Below are 21,519 nucleotides of genomic sequence, written 5' to 3'. Positions count from 1 at the left end.
CCGTTGACGCGGACGTGCCCGCCGCGGCAGGCGGTGGCTCCCATGGAACGGGTCTTGACGAGACGTACGGACCAGATCCAGCTGTCGACGCGGACGGTCTCGCCGCTCTGCGGCCCGGCCGCGTCGGCGGCGGCGATCGCCTCGGCGACCTTCGGGTCGAGGGCCTTCGCCTCTCCGTTGCCGGAGTTGTTCGCCGCACCTTGTGAAGCCATGTCCCCGACCTTAGTCCGCCGGGTCGTCCGATCGGGCGGGGAATCGCCCTCCCACCCGCATCTACAAAGCAAGTTTTGCAAAATGTCTTTTGCTGAATGGTCGCGGCGGCCTACTCTCCCCGGCATGGACAGCGACGAGCACAAGCGTGTACTCGACCCTGAGCACGACACCGCCGCCCTGAAGGCCCTCACCCACCCCCTGCGTATTCGGCTGCTCGGGCTGCTGCGGCAGGACGGGCCCGCCACGGCCAGTGAGCTCGCCGCGCGGACGGGGGAGTCGTCGGCGTCGGCCAGTTACCACCTGCGGGTGCTGGCGAAGTACGCCTTCATCGCCGAGGCCGAGCATCGTGACGGGCGGGAGCGGCGCTGGCGGGCGCTGCACACCATGACGTCCTGGAGCAACGAGGCGATGGAGTCCTCCGAGGCGGGCCGGGCCTTCGTCAGCCTGGCGCGGCGGCGGCAGTTGGAGCACCTGGAGCTGTCCCTCGCCCGGCACGAGGCGGACATGGCCGGCGGGCGACTCGGTCAGGAGTGGGTGGAGTCGTCCGGGATCAGCGATCTCATGCCCCGGCTGACGGCCGGATCGCTCGCCGAGCTCTGGGAAACGATCGCCGGGAAGCTGGAGGAACTGACCGCCCGGGACGCGGACGACCCGCGTGCCGAACCCGTGGTGTTCCTCACCGCCGGCCTGCCGCTCGCCCCGCAGGACCGTGACGGCGTGGACCCACGCGACCCTGAGGTCGTAGACCCACGCGACCGTGAGGTCGTAGACCCGCACGGCCGTGACGATGCGGACCGGCAAGGCCGTGCGGGCGGGGCCCGCGAGGGCACCTCATGACGCGTCTCGTGGCCGAAGCGCCCGGGTTACGGACCGCTCGCCGCCGGTACGTCACCGTCTGCGCGCTCTTGTGGCTGCCGCCGGGCCTCGGTATGGCCTCGATGGTCCTCCTGTTCAGCGAGCGCGGGATGTCCCTGGCCGCCGTCGCGGGCCTCTTCGCCGCTCACTCACTGACCGTGGCCGCGCTGGAGCTGCCCACGGGCGGGCTCTCCGACGTTCTCGGGCGCCGGCCGGTCCTGGCCATGGCCGGTGTGCTCAACGCCGTCGCCTCGCTCCTGGTCGGCCTCGGCACCACCGCCTGGGTGCTCACCGCCGGCATGGTGCTCATGGGCGTGGCCCGGGCCTTGGCCAGCGGTACCGCAGAGGCCTGGTACGTCGACACCGTGCAGGAGGTGTCCGGCCCCGACGCCGAGCTGCGCACGGGACTGGCCCGGGGCGGATCCGCGACCTCCGCCGCGCTCGCGGTCGGACTGCTGCTCGGCGGGGCCCTGCCCTGGCTGCTCGGCGTAGGGCCCGACCTCGGTGCCAGGCTGAGTGGGGCGACGTCCGGGGCGGTGCCGCCCTTGGCCGTTCCCGTGCTGCTCGGAGCCGCAGTCAGGGTCGCGTTCGTCTGTTATGTGCTGGCCGTCCTGAGGGAGCCGTCGCGACCGCCGGCCACCCTGCGTTCCGTGCTGCGCGGAGTGCCGGTCACCGTCCTGGGCGGGCTGCGGCTGGGCGGACGGGACGCGCTGGTCCGCCGGGTCGTGCTCAGTGCCGCGGCCGCCGGAAGTGCCCTGGCCGTCATCGAACTGCTCATACCGGGCCGTACCGTCGCGCTGACCGGGGCGACCGGGTCCGGGGCGCTGGTCTACGCCGCGCTCGCCTGTGCGGGTTTCGTCTGCTCCGGTGTCGGCAGCCACCTCGCCCCGCTCGCAGCCCGGGTCGCGGGCAGCGGAGAGCGGGCCGTGCTGATCTGCCTCGGGGCCGGGGCGAGCGGCCTGCTCCTGCTCGGTGTCACCGCGTCCTCCGTGCGTCCGGTGGCCACGACCCTCGCGGTCGTCGGCTTCTGCCTGATCTACCTCGGTCTCGGCGCGGCGGGCCCGAACGAGAACGACCTGCTGCACCGACGCGTCTCCAGCGAGGGCCGCGCCACCGCCCTGTCCGTCCAGTCCCTCGCCCAGCAACTGGTCGGCGCGCTCACCGGCCTGGCCGCCGGGGCGCTGCGGCCGGGCCCGTTGCCCTGGCTGCTGACGAGTGCCGTGCTGCTGTCCGGAGCCCTGCTCTGGCTCCGCCGCGGCGGCCAACGGTCCCCGCAGGCGGCGGCGTCCGAGTCCGGCGCACCGGTCCGGCCGGACGGCCCCGAGGGGCATGGCCCCCGGGCCCCGGGACGGCCGCGACCCGCACCCGCGCCTACCGTGGAGTGATGGACGCCAGCGGCCTTCCTCTCCTCGACCGGCGCATCGCGGACTGCCGGGCCTGCCCGCGGCTGGTCTCCTGGCGTGAGGAAGTGGCCCGTGCCAAGCGGGCCGCCTATGCGGACTGGACGTACTGGGGCCGGCCGGTGCCCGGGTTCGGGCCGGCGGACGCCCGGCTGCTGATCGTGGGGCTCGCCCCCGCCGCTCACGGCGGCAACCGCACCGGGCGGATGTTCACCGGCGACCGGTCCGGGGACGTCCTGTTCGAGGCGCTGTACGACGTCGGCCTCGCCTCGCAGCCCACGGCCGAGCACGCCCACGACGGCCTGGAGCTGTACGGCGTACGCGTCACCTCGCCCGTGCACTGCGCCCCGCCCGCCAACAAGCCCACCCCCGAGGAGCGGGACACGTGCCGTCCCTGGCTCGTGCGGGAACTGGGGCTGCTGCGTCCGACACTGCGTGCCGTCGTCGTGCTCGGCGCCTTCGGCTGGCAGGCCGCGCTGCCGGCGTTCGCCGAGGCGGGCTGGTCCGTGCCCCGGCCCCGCCCCGCCTTCGGTCATGGGGCCCGTTACGTCCTCGACGGCCTGGAGCTCTTCGGCTGCTTCCACGTCAGCCAGCGCAACACCTTCACCGGCCGCCTCACCCCCGAGATGCTGCGCGACGTCCTGCGGACGGCCGCGGGGGCGGCGGGTCTGCCGTCGGACGGATGAGCTAGGAGGCCTCGTCCCCGAACAGGTGCCGCACGGTGGAGCGGTAGTTGGTCCGTACGTGCGTGAGCGCGTGCGCGCGGGCCCGGTCCGGGTCGCCCGAGGCGATCGCCTCGTACAACTCGCGGTGTTCGACGAGGAGCTGGGGCCACTCCTCGTTGCGCCGGGTCATCCAGCGCAGCCGGCCGGCGACCGGTTCCAGGGCCTCGGTCAGCAGGCTGTTGCCCGCCATCGCCATGATGCGGTCGTGCAGGCGGCTGTTGACGTCCGTGATCACCTCGGCGTCCTCGGCCTCGGTCGCGGTGGCCGCGCGGTCGAGGAGGCCCTGGACCTCGGCCAGGTCCTCCGGGGTCGCGCGGGACGCGGCGAGTCCGGCGGCGTAGACCTCGAGGGCCTCGCGCAGTTCGAACAGTTCCTTGACGTCGGTCGGGGTGAGGCGGCGTACGACCGTGCGGCGCGGGGTCTCGAAGTGGACGAAACCCTCGGCGACGAGTGCCCGGATCGCTTCCCGGACCGGAACGCGTGAGACGCCGAGGCGCTCCGCCAGCTCGCGTTCGACCAGGCGGTCGCCGGGGCGGAGGCTGCCCGCGATGATCTCCTGCCGCAGCTCGGAGGTGACGCGTTCGCGCACTGCGCCCAGGGGTTCGATCTTCGTCATACAGCCCATCTTCGCCGAGGCGAGGTGTCTTTTACCGAGCGTTAACAACAGCGACATCGGTCAGAACGGTTGACGGGGAGACCATGACGCAGTTTGGTATACCAAACATCCCGCCCGCTGAGCATTCCCCACCGAACAGTTGCCAACGAGCAGCCCTCCGTCGTCCCCTTGCTCATGGAGGTCCCCGTGTCCCTCGCCGACCGTGCCGCGACCACCGGCACCCCAGCGTTCGTCCCCGATCCCCGGCTCACCAACGAAGACCTCGCGCCCGCGAAGAAGCGCAACTGGAAGGTCTTCGACCTCTTCGCCATGTGGATGTCCGACGTCCACAACCTCGGCAACTACACCTTCGCCGCCGGACTGCTCTTCCTCGGCATGAACGTGTGGCAGATCTTCACGTCGCTGCTCGTCGGCTTCGTGATCATCTACATCGGCATGAACTGGATGGGGAAGATCGGGCAGCGCCACGGCGTCCCCTTCCCCGTGGTCAGCCGTATCGCCTTCGGTGTCTGGGGCGCCAACATCCCGGCGCTGATCAGGGCCGTGATCGCCATCATGTGGTACGGCATCCAGACCTATCTGGCCTCCGTCGCCGTCAACGTGATGCTGCTCGCGGCCTGGCCGAGCCTGGAGTCGTGGACGCACAACTCCTTCCTGGGCCTCGACGCACTCGGCTGGGTCTCCTTCATCGCCCTGTGGCTGGTCCAGGCGGCGATCATCAGCCGGGGCATGGAATCGGTCCGGAAGTTCCAGGACTTCTGCGGTCCGGCGATCTGGCTCGTGATGATCGCGCTGGCCGTGTGGATCCTCTACAAGGCCGGCTGGACGATCTCGCTGACCTCCACCCCGCACCCGGTCTCCGTGGGCGAGCAGTGGCGCCAGTGGTTCGGCGCGATCGGCCTGGTCCTCGCCACATACGGCACGCTGATGCTCAACTTCTGCGACTTCTCCCGCTTCTCGCCCGACTACCGGACGGTCAGGCGCGGCAACTTCTGGGGCCTGCCCATCAACTCCACGGCCTTCGTGATCGTGTCGGTCATCGTCACCGCGGGCGCCTTCGAGGTCTTCGGCAAGGAGATCACCGACCCGGCCTACCTGGTCGCCGAGATCGGCAACACCTGGGTGCTCGTGGTGGGCGCGCTGACCTTCGCCATCGCCACCATGGGCGTCAACATCGTCGCGAACTTCGTCTCGCCGGCGTACGACCTGGCCAACGTCTGGCCGCAGAAGATCACCTTCAAGGTCGGCGGCATGATCAGCACGGTCGCGGCCCTGCTCGTCACCCCCTGGAACCTCTTCTCCAACCCGACCGTCGTGAACTACTTCCTCGGCGGCCTCGGCGCCTTCCTCGGTCCGCTGTTCGGCGTGATCATGGTCGACTACTACTGGGTCAAGCGCGGCCGCGTGAACGTGGAGGAACTCTTCGACGCGACACCCGGCTCCCGCTTCTACTACCGCAAGGGCGTCAATCCCAGGGCGCTGTGGGCGTTCCTGCCCACGGCCGGTGTCGCCGCCGTCCTCGCGCTGGTGAAGACCTTCAGCGATGTGGCGCCGTACTCCTGGTTCATCGGCACGGCACTCGCGGCCGGGCTGTACGCGGCCCTGTGCCGCAGCCAACGCACTGCCGAACCCACCGCCGAGCGCCCTGCCATGGAGGTCTGAGAGACGTGCGGATCGTCGTCACCAACTGCAACACCACGCAGGAGATGACCGAGGAGATCGTACGAGGTGCCCGGGCCGCCGCAGGCCCGGGCACCACCGTGACCGGACTGACCCCCGCCTGGGGGCCCGAGTCCGCGGAGGGCTGGCTCGACAGCTACCTGTCCGCCGCGGCCGTCCTGGACACGCTGCGGACCTACGACGGACCGCCGTACGACGCCGTGGTCATGGCCGGCTTCGGGGAGCACGGGCGGGAGGGCGTGCGGGAACTGGTGGACGTACCGGTCGTCGACATCACCGAGGCCGCCGCGCATCTCGCCTGCCTGCTGGGCCGCCGCTACGGGGTCGTCACCACGCTGGAGCGGTCGCGCGGCCAGATCGAGGACAGCCTGGAGACGGCGGGCGTGGCCCGCAACTGCGCCGCGGTCGTCGGCACGGGTCTGAACGTGCTCGACCTCGGCGACGACGAGCGCACGGAGACGGCGTTCCTCGCCGCCGCCGAGCGGGCCTGTGCGGCCGGGGCGGAGGTGCTGGTGCTCGGCTGCGCCGGGATGACCGGGTTGCAGCGGGCGGTCGGGGAGAAGCTGGGCCTGCCGGTCGTCGACGGGGTCGCCGCGGCGGTCAAACTGGCGGAGTCGCTGGTCGCGCTGGGACTGACGACGAGCCGGGTGGGGAGCTATGCGGAGGCCCTGCCGAAGCAGAGGGTGTGGGGGAGGCCCGAACGGCAGTAGCTCATGACGGGCCGTCGAGGGTGACGTCGTCGCCATGGGCCCCGTAGAACGCCACCTGGCGGGCCATGACCTCCCGCATCGACGTGCCGCGCGGGATGCCGTACACCGTGCCGGGGAAGTCCAGCGCCTCCTGGATCTGCCACAGTTCGTCGTGCTCCCCGGGGGCGAAGAGCCGGGCCCGGGGCGCTCCCGCCGCGATCCAGCCGATGGGCAGGACCGTTCCGGGCGGCAGCACGGAGTTGACGTGCAGCACGCTGTGGATCCGCAGCTCGGAGCCGGTGCTCGCGACGGCCCCGGGGAAGACGCAGGCGCCGGTGGCCACGAAGACCTCGTCCTCGAGGGTCGCCCCGTTGACATGGGCGTGCGGGCCGACGAGCACGGCGTCACCGATCACGGCGGGGTGCGCGGCCCGCCCCCGCACCAGCGCGTTCTCCATCACCACGACGTCCGAGCCCACCCGCACCTCCCCGTCCTCGGCGGTGAGCACGGCCCCGTGCAGCACACGGCTGCGCTCCCCGAGGACGACCGCCCCGCACAGGACTGCCGTCGGGGCGACGTAGGCGGACTCGGGGACCACGGGGCGCCGCCCGCGGTGCTCGATCAACATGGAGTTCTCCTCAGATCGGCGTTCCGTCGGGCACGACGGCTGTCGCCGTAATCTCCACCAACTGCCCCGTGTACCCGAGGCACGCCACGCCGATCAGCGTCGACGAGTGCGGACCGGCACTGAGCCCGGACGCCTCGACGACCTCCCAGACGGCGGACAGCACGGTCGGCTCGCCGCTCACGACGTACACGTCGGTCGCCACGACGTGCGGCAGGTCGCTGCCGACGGCGTGCAGTTGCTCCCGCAGGTTGGCGATCACCTGCTCGGCCTGACGCACCGGGTCGTCCGCGCCGACGAGGTTGCCGTCGGCGTCGAGCGGCACGGAGCCGGCGAGGAAGGCCAGCCGCGTGCCGGCTTCGACGACGGAGGCGTGGGAGTAGGTGGGCGGCGGGAAGAGGCTCGGGACGCTCACGCGGCGGATCACACGGGGCTCCGATCTGGGGCGGTGACTGGGGATCTGTCCGACCGATCATGCGATGCCCGGTGTGCGGCCGCACCCGTATTTCGGTTCGCGCGATCCGACCGGCCCCTTACGCTTCTCGGACCCCCAGCCGCCCGCCCCAGGAGCCGCACCCGTGCCCACCCTCCCGGACCAGGCCTTCCTCGACACCACCGCCGACCGCCTCGCCGCCCTCCCCGCCGTCGAGGCCGTCACCCTCGGCGGCTCCCGGGCCCAGGGCACCGAACGCCCCGACAGCGACTGGGACCTGGCGGTCTACTACCGCGGCGCCTTCGACCCGGCCGGCCTCCGCGCGGTCGGCTGGGAGGGCGAGGTGTCCGCGATCGGCGCATGGGGTGGCGGTGTCTTCAACGGAGGTGCCTGGCTGACGATCGACGGCAGGCGCGTGGACGTCCACTACCGCGATCTGGACGTCGTCGAACACGAGCTGGCGGAGGCCTCGGCAGGCCGCTTCCGCGTCGAGCCGCTGATGTTCCATCTGGCGGGCATCCCGACGTATCTCATCGTCGCCGAACTCGCGATCAACAAGGTCCTGCGGGGCACCCTGCCACGCCCCGGCGCCTACCCACGGGCCCTGCGCGAGACCGCCCCGGCCCACTGGCACGGCATGGCCGCCGCCACCCTCGCCTACGCCAAAGCCGGCCATGCCCCGAAGGGCGCCCTCACCCAGGTCGCGGGCGCGATCGCCCTCGCCGCGACACAGACGGCGCACGCGGTGCTGGCGGCGCGTGGGGAGTGGGTCACGAACGAGAAGGGGCTCGTCGCGCGGGCGGGCCTGCGGGGCGTGGACGAGCTCGTACGGAGCCTGACGGACGACCCGGGCGCGCTCGCCCGGACGGTCACCGACGCGGAGACACTCCTCGCCCGGGCCCTGGAGGCGGCGCGGGGCTGACCGTCGTCGCCGATTGCGTTCATAAAGAACCCGGCTCTCCCGCAGTCCGTCACGTTCCGGAAACCTTTCCTCCAGGAACCCCGCCTACCGTGGACACCCACACCCCGCTCGGCCACCGTCGCCCGAAGGCCCACCCCTGCCCTCGATGTGACGACAGGAGCCCCGTGTCCCGGTCCCGCCGTTTTTCCCTTGTGCTGCCGCCCTGGCTCGCGCACGCCCTGCGCGCCCAGCGGGGGCCGGTGCCCTGGAGCGCGGTGACCCGGGGAGCCTTGTCCGCCGGGCCGTTGCTGCTGGTGGCCGTGCAGACGGGGCGTACGTCGCTCGGTGTCGTCGCCGCCATCGCCGCCATGCTCGCCGGCATCAACGATCGGCCCGGGAGCCGGCGGGTCTCGGTCAAGCGGCTCGGGGTGCCCGCGCTGGGCGGTGCCGTGGGGCTGGTGATCGGGACGTATGCCGGGGACGAGACCGGCGCGGTCGTGCTGACCGTGGTCCTCACGCTCGTCGGGCTCGTCGCCGGGGGGATGAGCGCCGTGGGGCCCGTCGCGTCGGCCTTCGGGACGCAGTTGCTCGTCGGCGCGGCGATCGGCGCGGGGATGCCCCTGCCCGAGGCCGGGTGGGAGCGCGCGCTCGCCTTCCTCGCCGGGGCCGGCTGGCTGCTCGTGCTCCGGCTCGTGCTGCCCACACCCGGCTCCCTCACCGGTGACTTCCGCTTCGACGGGGAGCGGGCCGCCGTGGCCCGCGTGTACGACGCCGTCGCCGAGCTCCTCGACGCCGTCGGCGGGCCGGACGCCATCCGCCGCCGTGCCGCGCTCACCGCCGCCCTCGATCACGCCCAGGACGCCCTCGCCGGGCCCCGGCTGCGCCGGTACGCCTCCTCCTCCACCGAACGGCGGCTGCACGCGCAGTACGCCGCCGCGCTGCCCCTCGCCGAAGCCGCCACCGCGCTGGCCTGGGCCGAAGAGGCCATTTCCGAACGGGCCTCCGAAGGTCCCCGGCGGCTCGCCGCAGCCGTACGCGACAACACCCACACCGGGCCGCTGCCCGCCCCCTCCCGCTCGGCGCCCGCGCTGCGCGCCCTCGACGACGCCCTCCTGCAGGCCGCCGAGGTGTTCGACCAGGGCCGGGGCGGCGATCTGCACACCCGGCCCCTTACCGCCAGGGACCGGCTGCGCGCGGCCTTCGGTACCGCCGGACGCGAGTACGGACTGCGCGTCGCCCTCTGCTTCGGGGCCAGTTCCGCGGTGGCCCAGGCCCTGCACCGGACCCAGTGGTACGGGGAGCACGAGCACTGGTACTGGCTGCCCGCCACCGCCGTCTTCCTCGTCAAGCCCGACCTGGGGCCGCTGGCCTCACGGGTGCTGAACCGGGCCGCCGGGACCGTCCTCGGCGCTCTCCTGTTCGCCGGGTTCGCCGTCGTCCTGCCCCGGCCGGAAGGGCTCATCGCGCTCGTCGCCCTCAGCGGGGCGCTGATACCCGTCGCCACCCGGCACTTCGCCGCCCAGACCGCCGTCGTCACCGTCCTCGTCCTCGCCCTGGTCATGGTCGGCGGCGAGCCGCAGGCCTCCGCGGGCCGGATCGGCGAAACGCTGCTGGCCTGCGCGATCGTGCTGATCGTCGGGCACCTGCCGATGCCAGGACAGCGCGGCGGGGGAGTGCGCGCCCGGCTCGCTGCGGCGAGCCGGGCCGCCTACGCCTACCTCACCCACGTCCTCGACGAGGCCGATGCCCCGCGCATCGGCGGCTCCGGCACCCCCTCCGACCACCGCGCCACCCGCTGGACCCTGCGCCGCGAGGCCTACCGCACCCTCGCCGAGGCCCGCACGGCCATCTCCCTGTCCGCACACGAACTGCCCGCCCTCGCCCGGCACACCGAGGGCGCGGACGAGGTGGCCGACGTCCTCGAACGCCTCGTCGACACCACGACCGCCTGCGCCGTGCACCTCGACGACACGGGCCGGATCGGCCCCCGGCACACGGAACGCCTCGCCGCGGTCCTCGACGAACTCACCGGACCCGGGGAACGGGTGGGGCTCCGACTGCCCCGGACACCCCTCGCCGGATAGCGCCCTCGTCGTACGTTGGCGTGATGACGCCTTCTGCCGCGGACAGTCCAGCCGACCTCATCATCAGCGCGTGCACCGTCCTCGTGCACGACGATCAAGAGCGGATCGGCTTCGAGGAGGACGCCGCGATCGTCGTACGGAACGGGATCGTCGAGGCCGTCACGAGCACCTCCGCGGTCGCGGACCTGGCCGCCGCCGAGCGGGTCGACGCCCGCGGACAGGTCGCCCTGCCCGGCCTGATCAACTGTCACACGCACGCGCCGATGGTCGCGCTGCGCGGCCTCGCCGAGGACCTGCCCACCGAGGAGTGGTTCAACGACGTCGTCTGGCCCGTCGAGTCCAACCTGACGGCGAAGGACGTCGAGCTGGGCGCGCGGCTCGCCTGCGCCGAGATGATCCGGGCCGGTGTCACCTGCTTCGCCGACCACTACTTCGCCATGGACGAGGTCGCCGCTGTGGTCGCCGAGTGCGGCATGCGGGCGCTGCTGGGCGAGGCCTATTTCTCCTCGCAGGGCCCCGAGGGCCGGGAGCGGTCACTGGAGTTCGCGCTACGGCACCGCGGCTCGGCGGACGGCCGTATCACCACCGCCCTCGCGCCCCACGCCCCCTACACCGTCGACGACACCGACCTCGCCGCCACCGCCGAGCTCGCCCGCGCACACGGCCTGCCCGTGCACATCCACGCCGCGGAGAACCGCGGCCAGACGGACACCAGCCTCGCCCGCCACGGCGTCACCCCGATCGAGGTCCTGTCCCGCACCGGCATCCTCGACACGGACGTGCTCCTCGCCCACGGCACCGGCATCACCGACCGCGACCTGCCGGTCCTGGAGCGGGCGGGCGGTCGTACGGCCGTCGCCACCGCGCCCCGCGGCTACCTCAAGTTCGCCTGGCCCGACACCACACCGGTCCGCGCCCTGCGCGACATCGGCGTCCCCGTCGGACTCGCCACCGACGGCGCCGCCTCCAACAACTCCCTCGACGTGTGGGAGTCCATGGCCCTCACCTCGCTGGTCCAGAAGTCGGCCGAGGGCGACCCCCGCTGGCTGACCTCCCGCCAGGCCCTGCACCACGCCACCCTGCAGAGCGCCCGTGCCGTGGGGCTGGGGGACAGCGTCGGCAGCATCGCGCCGGGCCGGAGGGCGGACATCGTCCTGGTCGATCTCACCGGCCCGCACACCCGGCCCGTCCACGACCTCGCCGCCACCCTCGTGCACAGCGCCCGCTCGGCCGACGTCCGCACCACGATCGTCGACGGACGGCTCCTGATGCGCGACCGGACGCTGCTGACGATCGATGTGCCCGCGGTGGCAGGGGAGTTGGAGGAGCGCCTGCCCGCGCTCGTCGACCGCGGCCACGGCCGGCGCATCCAGGAGTACGACACCTGATTCCCTAAGCTGGCCCGCATGGATCCAGCCCTCGGCCTCCTCGAAAACCCCCACGACGTGTACCGGCGCCTGCGCGAAAGCGCGCCGGTGCACCGCACAGCCGGCCCCGACGGCAGCCCCGCCTGGCTCGTGACCAGGTACGAGGACGTCCGCGCGGCCCTCGCCGATCCGCGGCTGTCCCTGGACAAGGCGCACGCGAAGGAGGGGAGCTACCGGGGGCTCTCCCTGCCGCCGGCCCTGGACGCCAACCTCCTCAACATGGACCCGCCGGACCACGCCCGCATCCGCCGCCTGGTCGCACGGGCCTTCACCACGCGCCGCGTCGAACACCTCCGCGCCCCCATACGCCGGACCGCCGACCGCCTCCTCGACGCGCTCGGCCCGCACGGCACCACCGACCTGATCGCCGCCTACGCCGCGCCCCTGCCGATCACCGTCATCTGCGACCTCCTCGGTGTCCCCGACGACCACCGCCGGGACTTCCGCGCCTGGACCGACGCGCTCGTCGCCCCCGACCCGGCCCGCCCGGCGGCCGCCAAGGAGGCGGTCGTGGCGATGCTCGGCTTCTTCACCGGGCTGATCGCGGCCAAGCGCGCGAAGCCCGCCGACGACCTGCTCTCCGACCTGATCGCGGTCCGCGACGAGGGCGACCGGCTCACCGAGGACGAGCTGATGTCCCTGGCCTTCCTCATCCTCTTCGCCGGGTACGAGAACACCGTCCAGCTCATCGGCAACGCCGTGCTCGGCCTTCTGGAGCACCCCGAGCAGCTCGCCGCCCTGCGCGCGGACCCGGCGCGCATCCCGGCGGCCGTCGAGGAGTTCGCCCGCTACGAGGGGCCCGCCCTGCTCGCCATCCGGCGCTTCCCGACCGAGGACGTGACGATCGGGGGCGTCACCGTGCCCGCCGGCGAGACCGTCCTGCTGTCCCTGGCCGCCGCCAACCGCGACCCGGCCCGTTTCCCCGACCCCGACCGGCTCGACCTCGGCCGGGACACCTCAGGTCACCTCGCCCTCGGCCACGGCATCCACCACTGCCTGGGCGCGCCGCTGGCCCGTGCCGAGACCGAAGTCGCCCTGGCCGCGCTGCTGGAGCGGTTCCCGGACCTTGCCCTCGCGTCCGACGCCCCGCGATGGCGGCCCTCCCTGCGCGCCCGGGGTCTGGTCGCGCTGCCGGTGACGTACGCGGAAAAAACTTCGTGAGCCGGCGATGAGTTCCGCCCCTCCCACCGGTCACCACCCCGGACGGCCCGTTGCCGCAGGAGGGGTACAGGAGGGGTTCATGTCGTTTCCGGAGATCGTCTCGCGCGACCGGTGGCGCGCGGCGCGCGCGGAACTGCTGGTCAAGGAGAAGGCCGCCACCCGCGCGCGGGACGCGCTGGGCGCCGAGCGGCGCGGACTGCCCATGGTGGAGGTCGACGAGGAGTACGTGTTCGAGGGCGGGGACGGCAAGGCCACCCTGCTCGACCTGTTCGAGGGGCGGCACCAGCTCGTCGTCTACCACTTCATGTTCGCGCCCGAGTGGGACGCCGGCTGCCGAAGCTGCTCCGGATTCCTGGATCAAATAGGGCATCTCGCCCATCTCAAGGCCCGTGGCACGTCGTTCGCGGCCATATCCCGGGCGCCCTTCCCGAAGATCCTTCCCTTCAAGGCCCGGATGGGCTGGACGGTGCCCTGGTACTCGTCGCACGGGAGTGACTTCAATCGCGACTTCGAGGTGACGCTCGAACACGAGGGGGAGCTCTCCGAGCGGCCCGGCCTCAGCTGCTTCCTGCGGGACCACGACCGGGTCTTCCACACCTACTCGACGTACGAGCGCGGCCTCGACGGCCTCGGCTCGACCACCAGCCTGCTGGACCTCACCGCGCTGGGCAGGCAGGAGGCGTGGGAGGAGCCCAAGGGGCGCTCGTCCGCTCTTGGGGCGCCTGCGGGAAGTGAGCGCATCCGGTATCACGACGAGTACGACGATTGACACCCAAAGTGAGCACATCCGCCAAGAGGCTGAGAGGTTGGTCACACTTGGCGGTGAACGAGTGTCAACTACGTCTCAGAACCGTCACTTCGCGAGCCGTTCACCCCATGGTTGGCGTTTAACTCTACGAGTGCAGCGCTACATGGAGGTGCAGGGTGGTGAACGGGCGAACGGTGCTCGAGCGCTTTCCCGCCGGTGGGCCGCGTGGCTCCTGGCCGGCGGAGGAGTTCGCGCAGGCGCGGCGTCTGGAAGGCCTGCCTGCCGAAGTTGTCATGGACCTCGCGACGGACATGTTCCTGGTGATCGTGCGCAGCGGGGACAGCGCCGACGCCACGGCCTGACGGACGGCCCGGGGAAGGCGTGGCTCAGCCCGCCTTCGGGGCCGGCACCTTGGTGACCGGCGCGATCGGCGGGGCCGTCGTGGGTGGCGTGACCGTCGTGGGTGGCTTGGTGAACTGCTCCGCCTGGAGCGCGTACAGCTCGGCGTAGAGTCCGCCCGTGGCCAGCAGCTCGTCCGGTGTCCCGGACTCCACGAGCCGGCCCTGGTCCAGGACGTGCACCAGGTCGGCATGGCGTACGGACGCCAGCCGGTGCGTGATGAGTACGACCGTCTGGCCGCTGTCGGCCAGGGCGCGGATCCGCTCGAAGACCTCCAGCTCGGCCCGTGCGTCCAGGGCCGCCGTCGGCTCGTCCACGATCAGGATGCGGCCCCTGCGATAGGCCGCCCGGGCGATGCCGAGGCGCTGCCACTGGCCGCCCGACAGTTCGTGCCCGCCGCTGAAGTTGCGGGCGAGCAGCGTGTCGAGGCCGCGCGGCAGGTCCGCGACCACCGTCTCCGCTCCGGCCTCGGCGATCGACGTGGCCAGCCGGTCCTCGCACACGGGCGCCGACGTCCGTCCCAGGGCGACGTTCACCCGGGCCGTGAACGGCCACCGCTTGAAGTCCTGCGCCACCATCGCGATCCGCTCGGCCAGCAGATGCCGGTCGGCGGTCGCCGCGTCCACGCCGTCCCACAGGATCCGTCCCCGCTCCGGGGTGTACAGCCCGGCGAGCAGCTTGACCAGGGTCGTCTTGCCGGAGCCGTTCTCGCCGACCAGCGCCACGATTCGGCCCAGCGGGAGGGCGAGCGTCACATCGTCGAGAGCGGGGCGGGCCGAGTCGCCCGGGTAGCGGAACGTGACGTTCTCGAAGCGGATCTCGCGCGGGTCCTCCGGCAGCGCCAGGCCGCCCGCCGGGATCGCGCGCTGTGCCGCCTCCGTGTACAGCCGTTGCAGGTCGCCGACGAAGAGCGCCTCCTCGTGCAGCGCGTTGACCTCCACCACGAGCGTGTCGAGGCTCTGCGAGCCGGTCCGGATCGCGATCACGGCCGTACCCGCCACCGACAGCGCCATCGACCCCGCCAGCAGCAGTCCGCCGAGTGTCGCGTACGTCGCCACCGTCGCCAGGCCCGTCCACACCGCCGCGATCAGGCCGGTGCGGGCGGCGAGCCCGGCCAGACGGGCCTGCTCGGCCTCGGCCGTCTCCGACATCGCGCGGAAGTGCCGCAGCAGGAACGCGCCGACGCCGTGCACCCGGATCTCGGGGGCCGCCTCGGGTTCGATCAGCAGGTTGCCCAGCAGCCGGCCCGCGCGGGCATGCTGCACCCAGGCGTGGAAGGACTCGTAGCGTCGCCGGGCCACGGTCAGTGCGCTCCAGGCGCTCGGCAGCGTCATCGTCACCAGCAGCGGCAGCAGGGCCGGATGCAGCACGGTCAGCACGCCGGCCGCCGCGACCAGGGAGATCATCGCGTTGATCACGCGTGTCCCGTACATGATCATCCGGCGGGCCGAGGCGGCGCCGTACTGCGCGGTGTCCAGCAGTTTGTGGAAGGCGTGGTCCTCGATCGCGGCCAGTTCCACGGTCGCGGCCCGCTCCAGGTACCGCTCGGTCGCGACCCGCTCCACCTTGGGCTCCAGGCGGCCGGTGGCGTAGGTGCTCGCGGCCCGCAGCAATGCCGCGAGCAGCATCACGAGGGCCACCGTGACCAGGGCGGGGACGGCTCCGCGCAGCCGGTCGTCGATCGGCCCGCCGCCCATCAGCCGGGCCAGCACGCTGTTGACCGCGAGCAGGCTCACCGCCTGTGCGACGCCCCGGCCCGCCTCGGAGGCCAGCACGATCCGTGCGGCGCCCCGGTCGGCCTGCCGGGCGAGCCGGAGGCTGGACGTCAGCAGGGACGGCAGCCGGGTGATCATGGCGCGGAAGTTCAGTTCCAGGAACGCGTCGGCGTGCTGGTTCCAGCCCATGTCGTAGCGCAGCGGCCCGCCGAAGAGCAGCCGCTCCGACTCGGACACCTCCGGCGCGGTCCGCTTCTTCCCCACCGTCGACCGACCTCCCCGCTCGGGCCCCGCTCGTGAACGAACGGCCACTATCGCGGGGGCGGAGCCCGCCCGGGCAGGGCGCAGCCCGGGGCGCCGGATGCGCGCGGGCGCACGACCGGACCGGGGGAGGTGTGGGGCGGCGCGGGGTCGTGGGAGTGGTGCGTGTGCCTCGGCCGGGATGTGCTCGGCAGGTCTTACGCGCCGGACGGGTCGTGCAGGGCTGGGCCTGCGCGCCGGCCGGCCTGTGTTCGAAGGTCCTGTGCGTTTGGCCGGGGCGTGCTTGATGGGTCGGGTCGTGCTTGATGGGTCTTGCCGAGTCGCTCGGTTGTGCTTGACGAGTGCTGCGCGCTGACTGAGCGGTGCTCGACCGCGCCCTGCTCGACGAGTCCTACGCGCTGACCGGCCGCGACCACGCCGGAGCCGTCCCCGTCACGCGGCACAGGGCCAGGTACAGCGGTATCGGCGGGGTGTACGGAAGCTTGCCGTCCGGGCGGTGGATCAGTTCGGGGAGCTCCGGGGCGTCCGGGACGACCGCGCCGGTGGCGTACCGCGCGGGAGCCGGCCACTCCAGGGCGTGGTCGGAGTCGGCCGGTACCAGCCACCACCAGTGCGTCGCGTCGGCGTAGACGCAGCCCGCGCGGGGCAGCCGGGGCATGACCAGCCGGCCGAAACGGGCGGGAACCGCGACCGCGTCGCAGCCGAGCGGCGCGGTCATGCCGTCGGGCAGGGGCAGGCGCAGGGCCGGACCCGGCGTACGCAGCCCGCGCCGGAGGCGGGCGAGTGTGTCCAGGTTCAGTACGCGGCCACCGTGCGCGGACGTCATGCCGCCCCCTGCTCTCGGCGTCGCCCCTGCGCGGGGACCTCCGGCGCGCTCCTCGTGTGACGCGCCTGGTGGGCTCCGTCCCCGTCGCCCGAGTCGTCGGACGGACCCGGCTTCGGGCGGGCGCCCCAGCCCAGGTCGTTCCGGGGCTCCGCCGGGTCATTCGGGATGTCCGCCGTGCGGGGCAGCTCGGCCCAGACCAGCAGCCCGGGACCGTGCTCATGGGCACCCCAGGCTTCGCAGAGGGCGTCGACGAGAAGCAGTCCCCTCCCGTGCTCCTCCTCGGGCCGCGTCCGGCCGGCCGCGTGGGGCTGGCCAGGGGCGCAGCCCTCGTCGCGCACCGCTATCCGCACCAGGTCGTCGCCGTCGTGCAGCTCGCACACTATGTGCGTGCTCGCCGTGTGCACGATGGCGTTGGTGACCAGCTCGGATACCACCAGGGCCGCGCTGTCGCACGTGTCCTCGCACACCGACCAGCCGGTCAGCCGGGCCCGCGTCAGGCGTCTGGCCTGTGCGGGGGAACCCGGATGTGCGGCCAGCTCGAAACGGAACCGGCGCTCGGCAGCGGCCCCGACGGGGCCGACTCCGGCGGTACCGAGGCCGAGAGGGCCTGCGGCGGCGTCTGTTCCTAAGGGCGCGGACGGAATCACGCTTGCCACTATCGCCCCGCCGTGAACACTTGGCAAGTGTCACTCTGAAAATTGCAGAGTGCGCTGTGACGGTCTGGAAGGCCGTGGCACACTGCATCGCAACAGCACTCCGCGCGGCGCCAGTTGAGATCGTCGAAGATTCGTTCGAAACGTCAGTTCGGATCAGCTCTTCGAAAGGGTCTTCGAATGGCGCCGCCGGGCTGTCAGCGTTCCTTTGTGGCCGGCTCGTCAGAACTCTTCGTGGAGGTGGAGCGTGAGCGAACCGCGGTCCGCGCCGACGGTCGGCCAGGTCGTCCTCGGCCGACGCCTGTTGGACCTGCGGGAACGCGCCGGGATGAAGCGCGAGGAGGCCGCCCGCATCCTCCGCGTCGCCCCCGCCACGGTCCGTCGTATGGAGATGGCCGAGGTCGCGCTCAAAATCCCGTATCTGCAACTGCTCCTGAAGGCCTACGGAATCTCCGAGGAAGAGGCCGACGCTTTCGTCCAGCTTGCCGAGGACGCGAACAAGCCCGGCTGGTGGCAGCGTTTTCACGACATCCTGCCCGGCTGGTTCTCGATGTACGTGAGCCTGGAGGGCGCGGCCGGCGTCATCCGGAGTTACGAACCCCATTTCGTCCCCGGCCTGTTGCAGACCGAGGACTACGCGCGCGGGGTGCTCCGCTCCGGCGCGATCGGACAGACCCGGCCCGACGACATCGAGGGCCATGTCGCCCTGCGCATGCAGCGCCAGGAGCTGCTCACCCGCGAGGACGCGCCCCGGCTGTGGGTCGTGATGGACGAGACCGCGCTGCGGCGCCCGGTCGGCGGCCCGGAGGTGATGCGTGCCCAGATCGACAGACTGCTCGAGGCCACGAAGCTGCCCAACGTGACGCTCCAGGTCGCCCCGTTCGCCAATGGGCCGCACCCGGGCACGTACGGGCCGTTCGTGCTGTTCCGATTCGCCATGCCCGAACTGCCGGACATGGTCTACAGCGAGTACCTGACCGGCGCGGTCTATCTCGACGCGCGCGCCGAGGTGGCGACCCACCTCGAGGTCATGGACCGCATGGCGGCGCAGGCCGCTACGGCACATCGCACGAAGGAGATCCTCCGGGATCTCCGCAAGGAGCTGTGAATGGATCGCATCAAGCCGCGCAAACAGGTCTACAACGGCATGCCCGCGCGTGACTTGGGCAGCGAAGGCTGGCACAAACCGTGGAGCGGCGGGAACGGCGGAAACTGCCTGGAGGCGATGAAGCTCGCCGACGGCCGGATCGCCGTCCGCCAGTCCACCGACCCCGACGGTCCGGCGCTGATCTACACCACCGACGAGATGACGGCCTTCATCGAGGGTGCGAAGGCGGGGAAGGCGGACTTCCTGCTGTCCTGACGCGATTGCCTCTGCTGACGTTCGACTTTCTGACGCTCGACTCGCTGATGCTCAACTTATTGACGCTGGTGTTGAATTGACCATCCTTTGTGCCTTACGGAGTGCCTCATGACCGGGCAGGACCCCACGACGGCCGTCCAGATCGACACGACCAGACCCCATCCCGCGCGGATGTACGACTGGTACCTCGGCGGCAAGGACAACTACCCGGTCGACGAGGAGATGGGCCGCCAGATGCTCACCCTCGACCCGAGGGTGCCGGTGATGGCGCGCGTCAACCGCGCCTTCATGCACCGGGCCACGCGCTGGCTGGCCCGGAACGGCGTACGGCAGTTCCTGGACATCGGCACCGGCATACCGACCGAGCCCAACCTCCACCAGGTCGCCCAGGAGATCGCCCCCGACGCCCGGGTCGTCTACTGCGACAACGACCCCATCGTCCTGGCCCACGCGGCGGCCCTGCTGCGCGGCACGGACGAGGGTGTCACCGAGTACCTCCAGGCCGACGTGCGTGACCCGGACGCCATCCTGGAAGGCGCGCGGAAGGTCCTGGACTTCAGCCGGCCCGTCGCGCTGTCGCTCATCGCGCTGCTGCACTTCGTCTCCGACGAGGACGGCGGGCACGAGCTGGTCCGTCGGCTGCTCGCCGAACTGCCCTCCGGTAGCTACCTGGTGATCACCCACGCCACGGCCGACTTCACACCGGAGGAGTCCAGGGCGGCTACCGAGAAGCTCCGCGCCGCCGGCGTCACCCTGGCCCTGCGCTCCCGCGAGGAGTTCACCCGCTTCTTCGACGGCCTCGACCTCGTCGAACCCGGCGTCGAGGTGCCCCACCACTGGCACCCCGAGCTGGGCGAGCCCGTGCCCGGGCAGGACGACGGGGTGATTCCGGGATACGGGGCGGTGGCGCGCAAGCCGTAGCCTCCGGGGGCTTCAGGGTCCTTCGCCGTGGAATGGATTGGGAAACATCACCCACTTGATCCCGTCGGCGTCGCCGGTCTCGGCATCAGAGAGAGGCGGAGAGTCGGAGAGCTCGAAGAGGTCGGTGAGCTCTCCGGGGAGCTGCTCAGGAAGCTCCACGGGTGCCCAATGCGCTTCGTGACCGAAATCAAGGTCCGGTCGCAATGACCCAGCGTCACCGAGATCGATCAACAGCTCATCGAGCATCGCGAAAATGTCATCCATCGGACGCTCCGCCCGCGGGCAGGGATGGTGGACTCTTGCGCTCGTCAGTCACCTGCCTGGCCGCCGAAATGCGCTGTGTCACGTTTTCTCGGACGCGCTTCACAGATTGGTTCACGTTGGCGTACGCGGTGAGAGCCTTGGTCTTCTGCAGCGCGTAGACGCTCTTGGCGATTTCCTTGGTCCGCGGGTCGATCCCGGCGTAACAGGCGAGGTCTTCCTGTGTGACGTGGGAAAGGGCCTCCAGATACGCCTTATGGCGTGCCTTGGCGGTCGCCAGGTCCGGGTCCTCGTAGATCAGGTCGCTGAGCGTCAGCCAGCCCAGAGAGAAGTCGTCGTCGATCGCGGCCTGGGCGGAGGACCGCGCGTTCTCCTGGTCTCCCAGGGACTGATAGGCCCTGCTCATGGTGTAGAAGATCGGTCCGGCTTCCCCCGGGGTGTCGTCTCGGCAGACTCCCAGCAGGGCCGGCTTCAGACATCCCTGCGGATTGCGCTTCGCGAGGTAGACGCGGGAGATGATGTGGAGCGACGCCGGCTCGCCGGGGTGCGTGCGCAGTTGGGACATCGCCATGCCGTAGGCCCGCTTCAGCAGCTTGTCGACCAGGGGTAATTCATTCGCCCTGTTCAACGCGCTCGCGGTCTTCATGCTCTCTCGCATCAGCAGGGCCACGGGAGACATGGTGACCGCGGTGCGCACGGCTGTCAGGGTCAGCAGCTCCCGCTGCATGCGGGAGATCGATTCCGCGAGGACCAGGTTGACGAAGGGGTCGTCAGGAGATTCCCGCAACCTCTCCGCGAGGCGGTTGATGCCGTTTCGCTCGTTGAAGACATCCGAAGGCAGCGAGAGCACGGGAAGAGTGCTCATGGTGCTGCCCAGCTTCGCCGCGCCGCGCCCCGTGGCCGTACCCATCGAGGTGGCGGCGAAGCGCAGCGTCAACTCGCTGCGTTTGCGCGAAGCCGTGCGGCCGAGTTCTTTGGCACGCTGAGCGGCCTTAACGCGTGCGTCCTTCATGCGCTGCACGTATTCCGGATTCGCCGTCTCCGCACGGGACATCCCGGCCGAGACGGCATCACTCGTCAGCTTGCGCGCTTCACGCCAGGCAGCGCCCAGCGAGTGCTTTCGATGTCCCGCCATGATCCTCTTCCGGGCTTCAGGGCTGCTGCGTTCCTGGTTCGACCGCACCGCTGTCCGGGTCGTGCAGACTCGGCTTTCCCATCAGATCCCACATCTGGAAACCGAGTTCGTCCAGCCGGCCGGTGACATCCTGGGGAAAGCCGGAGACGGCGGCCAGGTTCGCGTTCGTGACCACTTTCTCGTAGCCGCCGCTGCGGAGCTTTTCGGCCGCGGCGCCATACATCTCCTGCTCGACGGCCGGCCGCGCGGGATCGTTCGCGTAGGTATCGAAAAGCTCGGCCATGGACTGCGTGTTCGCCGTCAGGTTCTTGTCCAGGGCGCTCACGGAACTGACATTGCGCCAGCCCTCCAGCGCTTTGTTGTCCACCAGAAAGAGCTGTCCGTCCTTCTGGACGACGATATCGATTCCCCCCTGATTCGTGCCCGCG

General features: G+C 71.5%; 24 protein-coding genes. 14 read left to right on the top strand and 10 right to left on the bottom strand.

Features of this window, described 5'->3' with window-relative positions; genetic code table 11:
• On the bottom strand, window positions 1-212 hold a 212-nt coding region (locus tag ACFTZL_RS19055; protein WP_382583850.1), incomplete at its 3' end, for a S4 domain-containing protein.
• A gap of 124 nt (window positions 213-336) precedes the next feature.
• On the opposite strand from ACFTZL_RS19055, the gene ACFTZL_RS19050 reads away from it, so the two are divergent.
• Genes ACFTZL_RS19050 through ACFTZL_RS19040 form a run of 3 tightly spaced genes read left to right on the top strand, consistent with a single transcriptional unit; the run spans window position 337 to window position 3,154 of the window.
• Window positions 337-1,050: an ArsR/SmtB family transcription factor gene (locus ACFTZL_RS19050; protein WP_382583847.1), complete on the top strand. Its 714-nt coding sequence runs from the start codon at window positions 337-339 to the stop codon at window positions 1,048-1,050.
• Window positions 1,047-2,453 carry an MFS transporter gene (locus tag ACFTZL_RS19045; protein WP_382583844.1) on the top strand — a complete coding sequence of 469 codons (1,407 nt, stop codon included), beginning with the start codon at window positions 1,047-1,049 and terminating at the stop codon, window positions 2,451-2,453. The genes ACFTZL_RS19050 and ACFTZL_RS19045 overlap by 4 nt, the downstream gene beginning before the upstream one ends.
• On the top strand, window positions 2,453-3,154 hold the full coding sequence (locus ACFTZL_RS19040; protein WP_382583841.1) for a uracil-DNA glycosylase: 702 nt from the start codon (window positions 2,453-2,455) through the stop codon (window positions 3,152-3,154). The genes ACFTZL_RS19045 and ACFTZL_RS19040 overlap by 1 nt, the downstream gene beginning before the upstream one ends.
• A gap of 1 nt (window position 3,155) precedes the next feature.
• Here the strand turns inward: ACFTZL_RS19040 and ACFTZL_RS19035 are convergent, their stop codons facing one another.
• Entirely contained in the window at window positions 3,156-3,809 is a 654-nt protein-coding gene (locus tag ACFTZL_RS19035) for a GntR family transcriptional regulator (RefSeq protein WP_382583838.1), read from the bottom strand.
• A gap of 186 nt (window positions 3,810-3,995) precedes the next feature.
• On the opposite strand from ACFTZL_RS19035, the gene ACFTZL_RS19030 reads away from it, so the two are divergent.
• Both ACFTZL_RS19030 and ACFTZL_RS19025 read left to right on the top strand, forming a co-directional pair.
• Window positions 3,996-5,471 (top strand): NCS1 family nucleobase:cation symporter-1, encoded by a 1,476-nt coding sequence (locus ACFTZL_RS19030; protein WP_382583835.1) that lies wholly within the window; start codon window positions 3,996-3,998, stop codon window positions 5,469-5,471.
• A gap of 5 nt (window positions 5,472-5,476) precedes the next feature.
• The gene (locus ACFTZL_RS19025) at window positions 5,477-6,199 is read left to right on the top strand and encodes an aspartate/glutamate racemase family protein (protein WP_382583832.1); all 723 of its coding nucleotides are present in this window, start codon (window positions 5,477-5,479) and stop codon (window positions 6,197-6,199) included.
• 1 nt (window position 6,200) lies between these two features.
• Here the strand turns inward: ACFTZL_RS19025 and ACFTZL_RS19020 are convergent, their stop codons facing one another.
• Window positions 6,201-6,806: a gamma carbonic anhydrase family protein gene (locus ACFTZL_RS19020; RefSeq protein WP_359895329.1), complete on the bottom strand. Its 606-nt coding sequence runs from the start codon at window positions 6,804-6,806 to the stop codon at window positions 6,201-6,203.
• 10 nt (window positions 6,807-6,816) lie between these two features.
• Window positions 6,817-7,230, bottom strand: coding sequence for a RidA family protein (locus ACFTZL_RS19015; RefSeq protein WP_382583828.1), 414 nt, complete (start codon window positions 7,228-7,230; stop codon window positions 6,817-6,819).
• Window positions 7,231-7,381: 151 nt separating this feature from the next.
• Here ACFTZL_RS19015 and ACFTZL_RS19010 point away from each other — a divergent pair, with 151 nt between their 5' ends.
• The 6 genes from ACFTZL_RS19010 to ACFTZL_RS18985 all read left to right on the top strand — a co-directional run bounded on the left by ACFTZL_RS19010 (window position 7,382) and on the right by ACFTZL_RS18985 (window position 13,919).
• Complete coding sequence (locus ACFTZL_RS19010; RefSeq protein ID WP_382583825.1) at window positions 7,382-8,158, top strand: nucleotidyltransferase domain-containing protein; 777 nt, start codon at window positions 7,382-7,384, stop codon at window positions 8,156-8,158.
• Between the two features lie 164 nt (window positions 8,159-8,322).
• Window positions 8,323-10,221 carry an FUSC family protein gene (locus ACFTZL_RS19005; protein ID WP_382583822.1) on the top strand — a complete coding sequence of 633 codons (1,899 nt, stop codon included), beginning with the start codon at window positions 8,323-8,325 and terminating at the stop codon, window positions 10,219-10,221.
• Window positions 10,222-10,244: 23 nt separating this feature from the next.
• The gene (locus ACFTZL_RS19000; RefSeq protein ID WP_382583819.1) at window positions 10,245-11,609 is read left to right on the top strand and encodes an amidohydrolase; all 1,365 of its coding nucleotides are present in this window, start codon (window positions 10,245-10,247) and stop codon (window positions 11,607-11,609) included.
• 18 nt (window positions 11,610-11,627) lie between these two features.
• Window positions 11,628-12,809 carry a cytochrome P450 gene (locus tag ACFTZL_RS18995; RefSeq protein WP_382583816.1) on the top strand — a complete coding sequence of 394 codons (1,182 nt, stop codon included), beginning with the start codon at window positions 11,628-11,630 and terminating at the stop codon, window positions 12,807-12,809.
• Between the two features lie 79 nt (window positions 12,810-12,888).
• The gene (locus ACFTZL_RS18990; protein ID WP_382583813.1) at window positions 12,889-13,578 is read left to right on the top strand and encodes a DUF899 domain-containing protein; all 690 of its coding nucleotides are present in this window, start codon (window positions 12,889-12,891) and stop codon (window positions 13,576-13,578) included.
• A gap of 158 nt (window positions 13,579-13,736) precedes the next feature.
• Window positions 13,737-13,919 (top strand): hypothetical protein, encoded by a 183-nt coding sequence (locus ACFTZL_RS18985; RefSeq protein ID WP_189728827.1) that lies wholly within the window; start codon window positions 13,737-13,739, stop codon window positions 13,917-13,919.
• A gap of 24 nt (window positions 13,920-13,943) precedes the next feature.
• Here ACFTZL_RS18985 and ACFTZL_RS18980 read toward each other — a convergent pair whose 3' ends face one another.
• From ACFTZL_RS18980 to ACFTZL_RS18970, 3 genes are all read right to left on the bottom strand, one after another.
• A complete protein-coding gene (locus tag ACFTZL_RS18980; protein ID WP_382583810.1) occupies window positions 13,944-15,935 on the bottom strand; it encodes an ABC transporter ATP-binding protein in 1,992 nt (663 codons plus the stop codon).
• A gap of 388 nt (window positions 15,936-16,323) precedes the next feature.
• Window positions 16,324-16,758 (bottom strand): hypothetical protein, encoded by a 435-nt coding sequence (locus tag ACFTZL_RS18975; protein ID WP_382583807.1) that lies wholly within the window; start codon window positions 16,756-16,758, stop codon window positions 16,324-16,326.
• Window positions 16,755-17,414, bottom strand: coding sequence for an ATP-binding protein (locus ACFTZL_RS18970; RefSeq protein WP_382583804.1), 660 nt, complete (start codon window positions 17,412-17,414; stop codon window positions 16,755-16,757). The genes ACFTZL_RS18975 and ACFTZL_RS18970 overlap by 4 nt, the downstream gene beginning before the upstream one ends.
• Before the next feature lie 244 nt (window positions 17,415-17,658).
• On the opposite strand from ACFTZL_RS18970, the gene ACFTZL_RS18965 reads away from it, so the two are divergent.
• The 3 genes from ACFTZL_RS18965 (at window position 17,659) to ACFTZL_RS18955 (ending at window position 19,695) form a co-directional block, all read left to right on the top strand.
• Window positions 17,659-18,519, top strand: coding sequence for a helix-turn-helix transcriptional regulator (locus tag ACFTZL_RS18965; protein ID WP_382583801.1), 861 nt, complete (start codon window positions 17,659-17,661; stop codon window positions 18,517-18,519).
• Entirely contained in the window at window positions 18,520-18,774 is a 255-nt protein-coding gene (locus ACFTZL_RS18960; RefSeq protein WP_184596785.1) for a DUF397 domain-containing protein, read from the top strand.
• Between the two features lie 108 nt (window positions 18,775-18,882).
• Complete coding sequence (locus tag ACFTZL_RS18955; protein WP_382583798.1) at window positions 18,883-19,695, top strand: SAM-dependent methyltransferase; 813 nt, start codon at window positions 18,883-18,885, stop codon at window positions 19,693-19,695.
• Window positions 19,696-19,707: 12 nt separating this feature from the next.
• On the opposite strand, the gene ACFTZL_RS18950 is transcribed toward ACFTZL_RS18955, so the two are convergent.
• The 3 genes from ACFTZL_RS18950 to ACFTZL_RS18940 form a co-directional block, all read right to left on the bottom strand.
• Entirely contained in the window at window positions 19,708-19,959 is a 252-nt protein-coding gene (locus ACFTZL_RS18950; RefSeq protein WP_382583795.1) for a hypothetical protein, read from the bottom strand.
• A complete protein-coding gene (locus ACFTZL_RS18945) occupies window positions 19,952-21,091 on the bottom strand; it encodes a hypothetical protein (RefSeq protein WP_382583792.1) in 1,140 nt (379 codons plus the stop codon). The genes ACFTZL_RS18950 and ACFTZL_RS18945 overlap by 8 nt, the downstream gene beginning before the upstream one ends.
• A 16-nt stretch (window positions 21,092-21,107) precedes the next feature.
• Window positions 21,108-21,519, bottom strand: a 412-nt coding sequence (locus tag ACFTZL_RS18940) for a hypothetical protein (RefSeq protein ID WP_382583790.1), incomplete at its 5' end; no start/stop codon positions are given.

This window comes from Streptomyces sp. NPDC056948 (assembly GCF_042674225.1).
GTDB lineage: Bacteria > Actinomycetota > Actinomycetes > Streptomycetales > Streptomycetaceae > Streptomyces > Streptomyces purpurascens.
Note: the sequence above shows the minus strand (reverse complement) of the source record. Positions and strands in the feature narration are given on the sequence as shown.

Bases quoted from the DNA above. Each gene is read 5' to 3' on its own strand.
- ACFTZL_RS19050 (WP_382583847.1), top strand. From the start codon at position 337: ATGGACAGCGACGAGCACAAGCGTGTACTCGACCCTGAGCACGACACC.
- ACFTZL_RS19045 (WP_382583844.1), top strand. From the start codon at position 1,047: ATGACGCGTCTCGTGGCCGAAGCGCCCGGGTTACGGACCGCTCGCCGC.
- ACFTZL_RS19040 (WP_382583841.1), top strand. From the start codon at position 2,453: ATGGACGCCAGCGGCCTTCCTCTCCTCGACCGGCGCATCGCGGACTGC.
- ACFTZL_RS19035 (WP_382583838.1), bottom strand. From the start codon at position 3,809: ATGACGAAGATCGAACCCCTGGGCGCAGTGCGCGAACGCGTCACCTCC.
- ACFTZL_RS19020 (WP_359895329.1), bottom strand. From the start codon at position 6,806: ATGTTGATCGAGCACCGCGGGCGGCGCCCCGTGGTCCCCGAGTCCGCC.
- ACFTZL_RS19000 (WP_382583819.1), top strand. From the start codon at position 10,245: ATGACGCCTTCTGCCGCGGACAGTCCAGCCGACCTCATCATCAGCGCG.
- ACFTZL_RS18995 (WP_382583816.1), top strand. From the start codon at position 11,628: ATGGATCCAGCCCTCGGCCTCCTCGAAAACCCCCACGACGTGTACCGG.
- ACFTZL_RS18990 (WP_382583813.1), top strand. From the start codon at position 12,889: ATGTCGTTTCCGGAGATCGTCTCGCGCGACCGGTGGCGCGCGGCGCGC.
- ACFTZL_RS18975 (WP_382583807.1), bottom strand. From the start codon at position 16,758: ATGACGTCCGCGCACGGTGGCCGCGTACTGAACCTGGACACACTCGCC.
- ACFTZL_RS18960 (WP_184596785.1), top strand. From the start codon at position 18,520: ATGGATCGCATCAAGCCGCGCAAACAGGTCTACAACGGCATGCCCGCG.
- ACFTZL_RS18955 (WP_382583798.1), top strand. From the start codon at position 18,883: ATGACCGGGCAGGACCCCACGACGGCCGTCCAGATCGACACGACCAGA.
- ACFTZL_RS18950 (WP_382583795.1), bottom strand. From the start codon at position 19,959: ATGGATGACATTTTCGCGATGCTCGATGAGCTGTTGATCGATCTCGGT.
- ACFTZL_RS18945 (WP_382583792.1), bottom strand. From the start codon at position 21,091: ATGGCGGGACATCGAAAGCACTCGCTGGGCGCTGCCTGGCGTGAAGCG.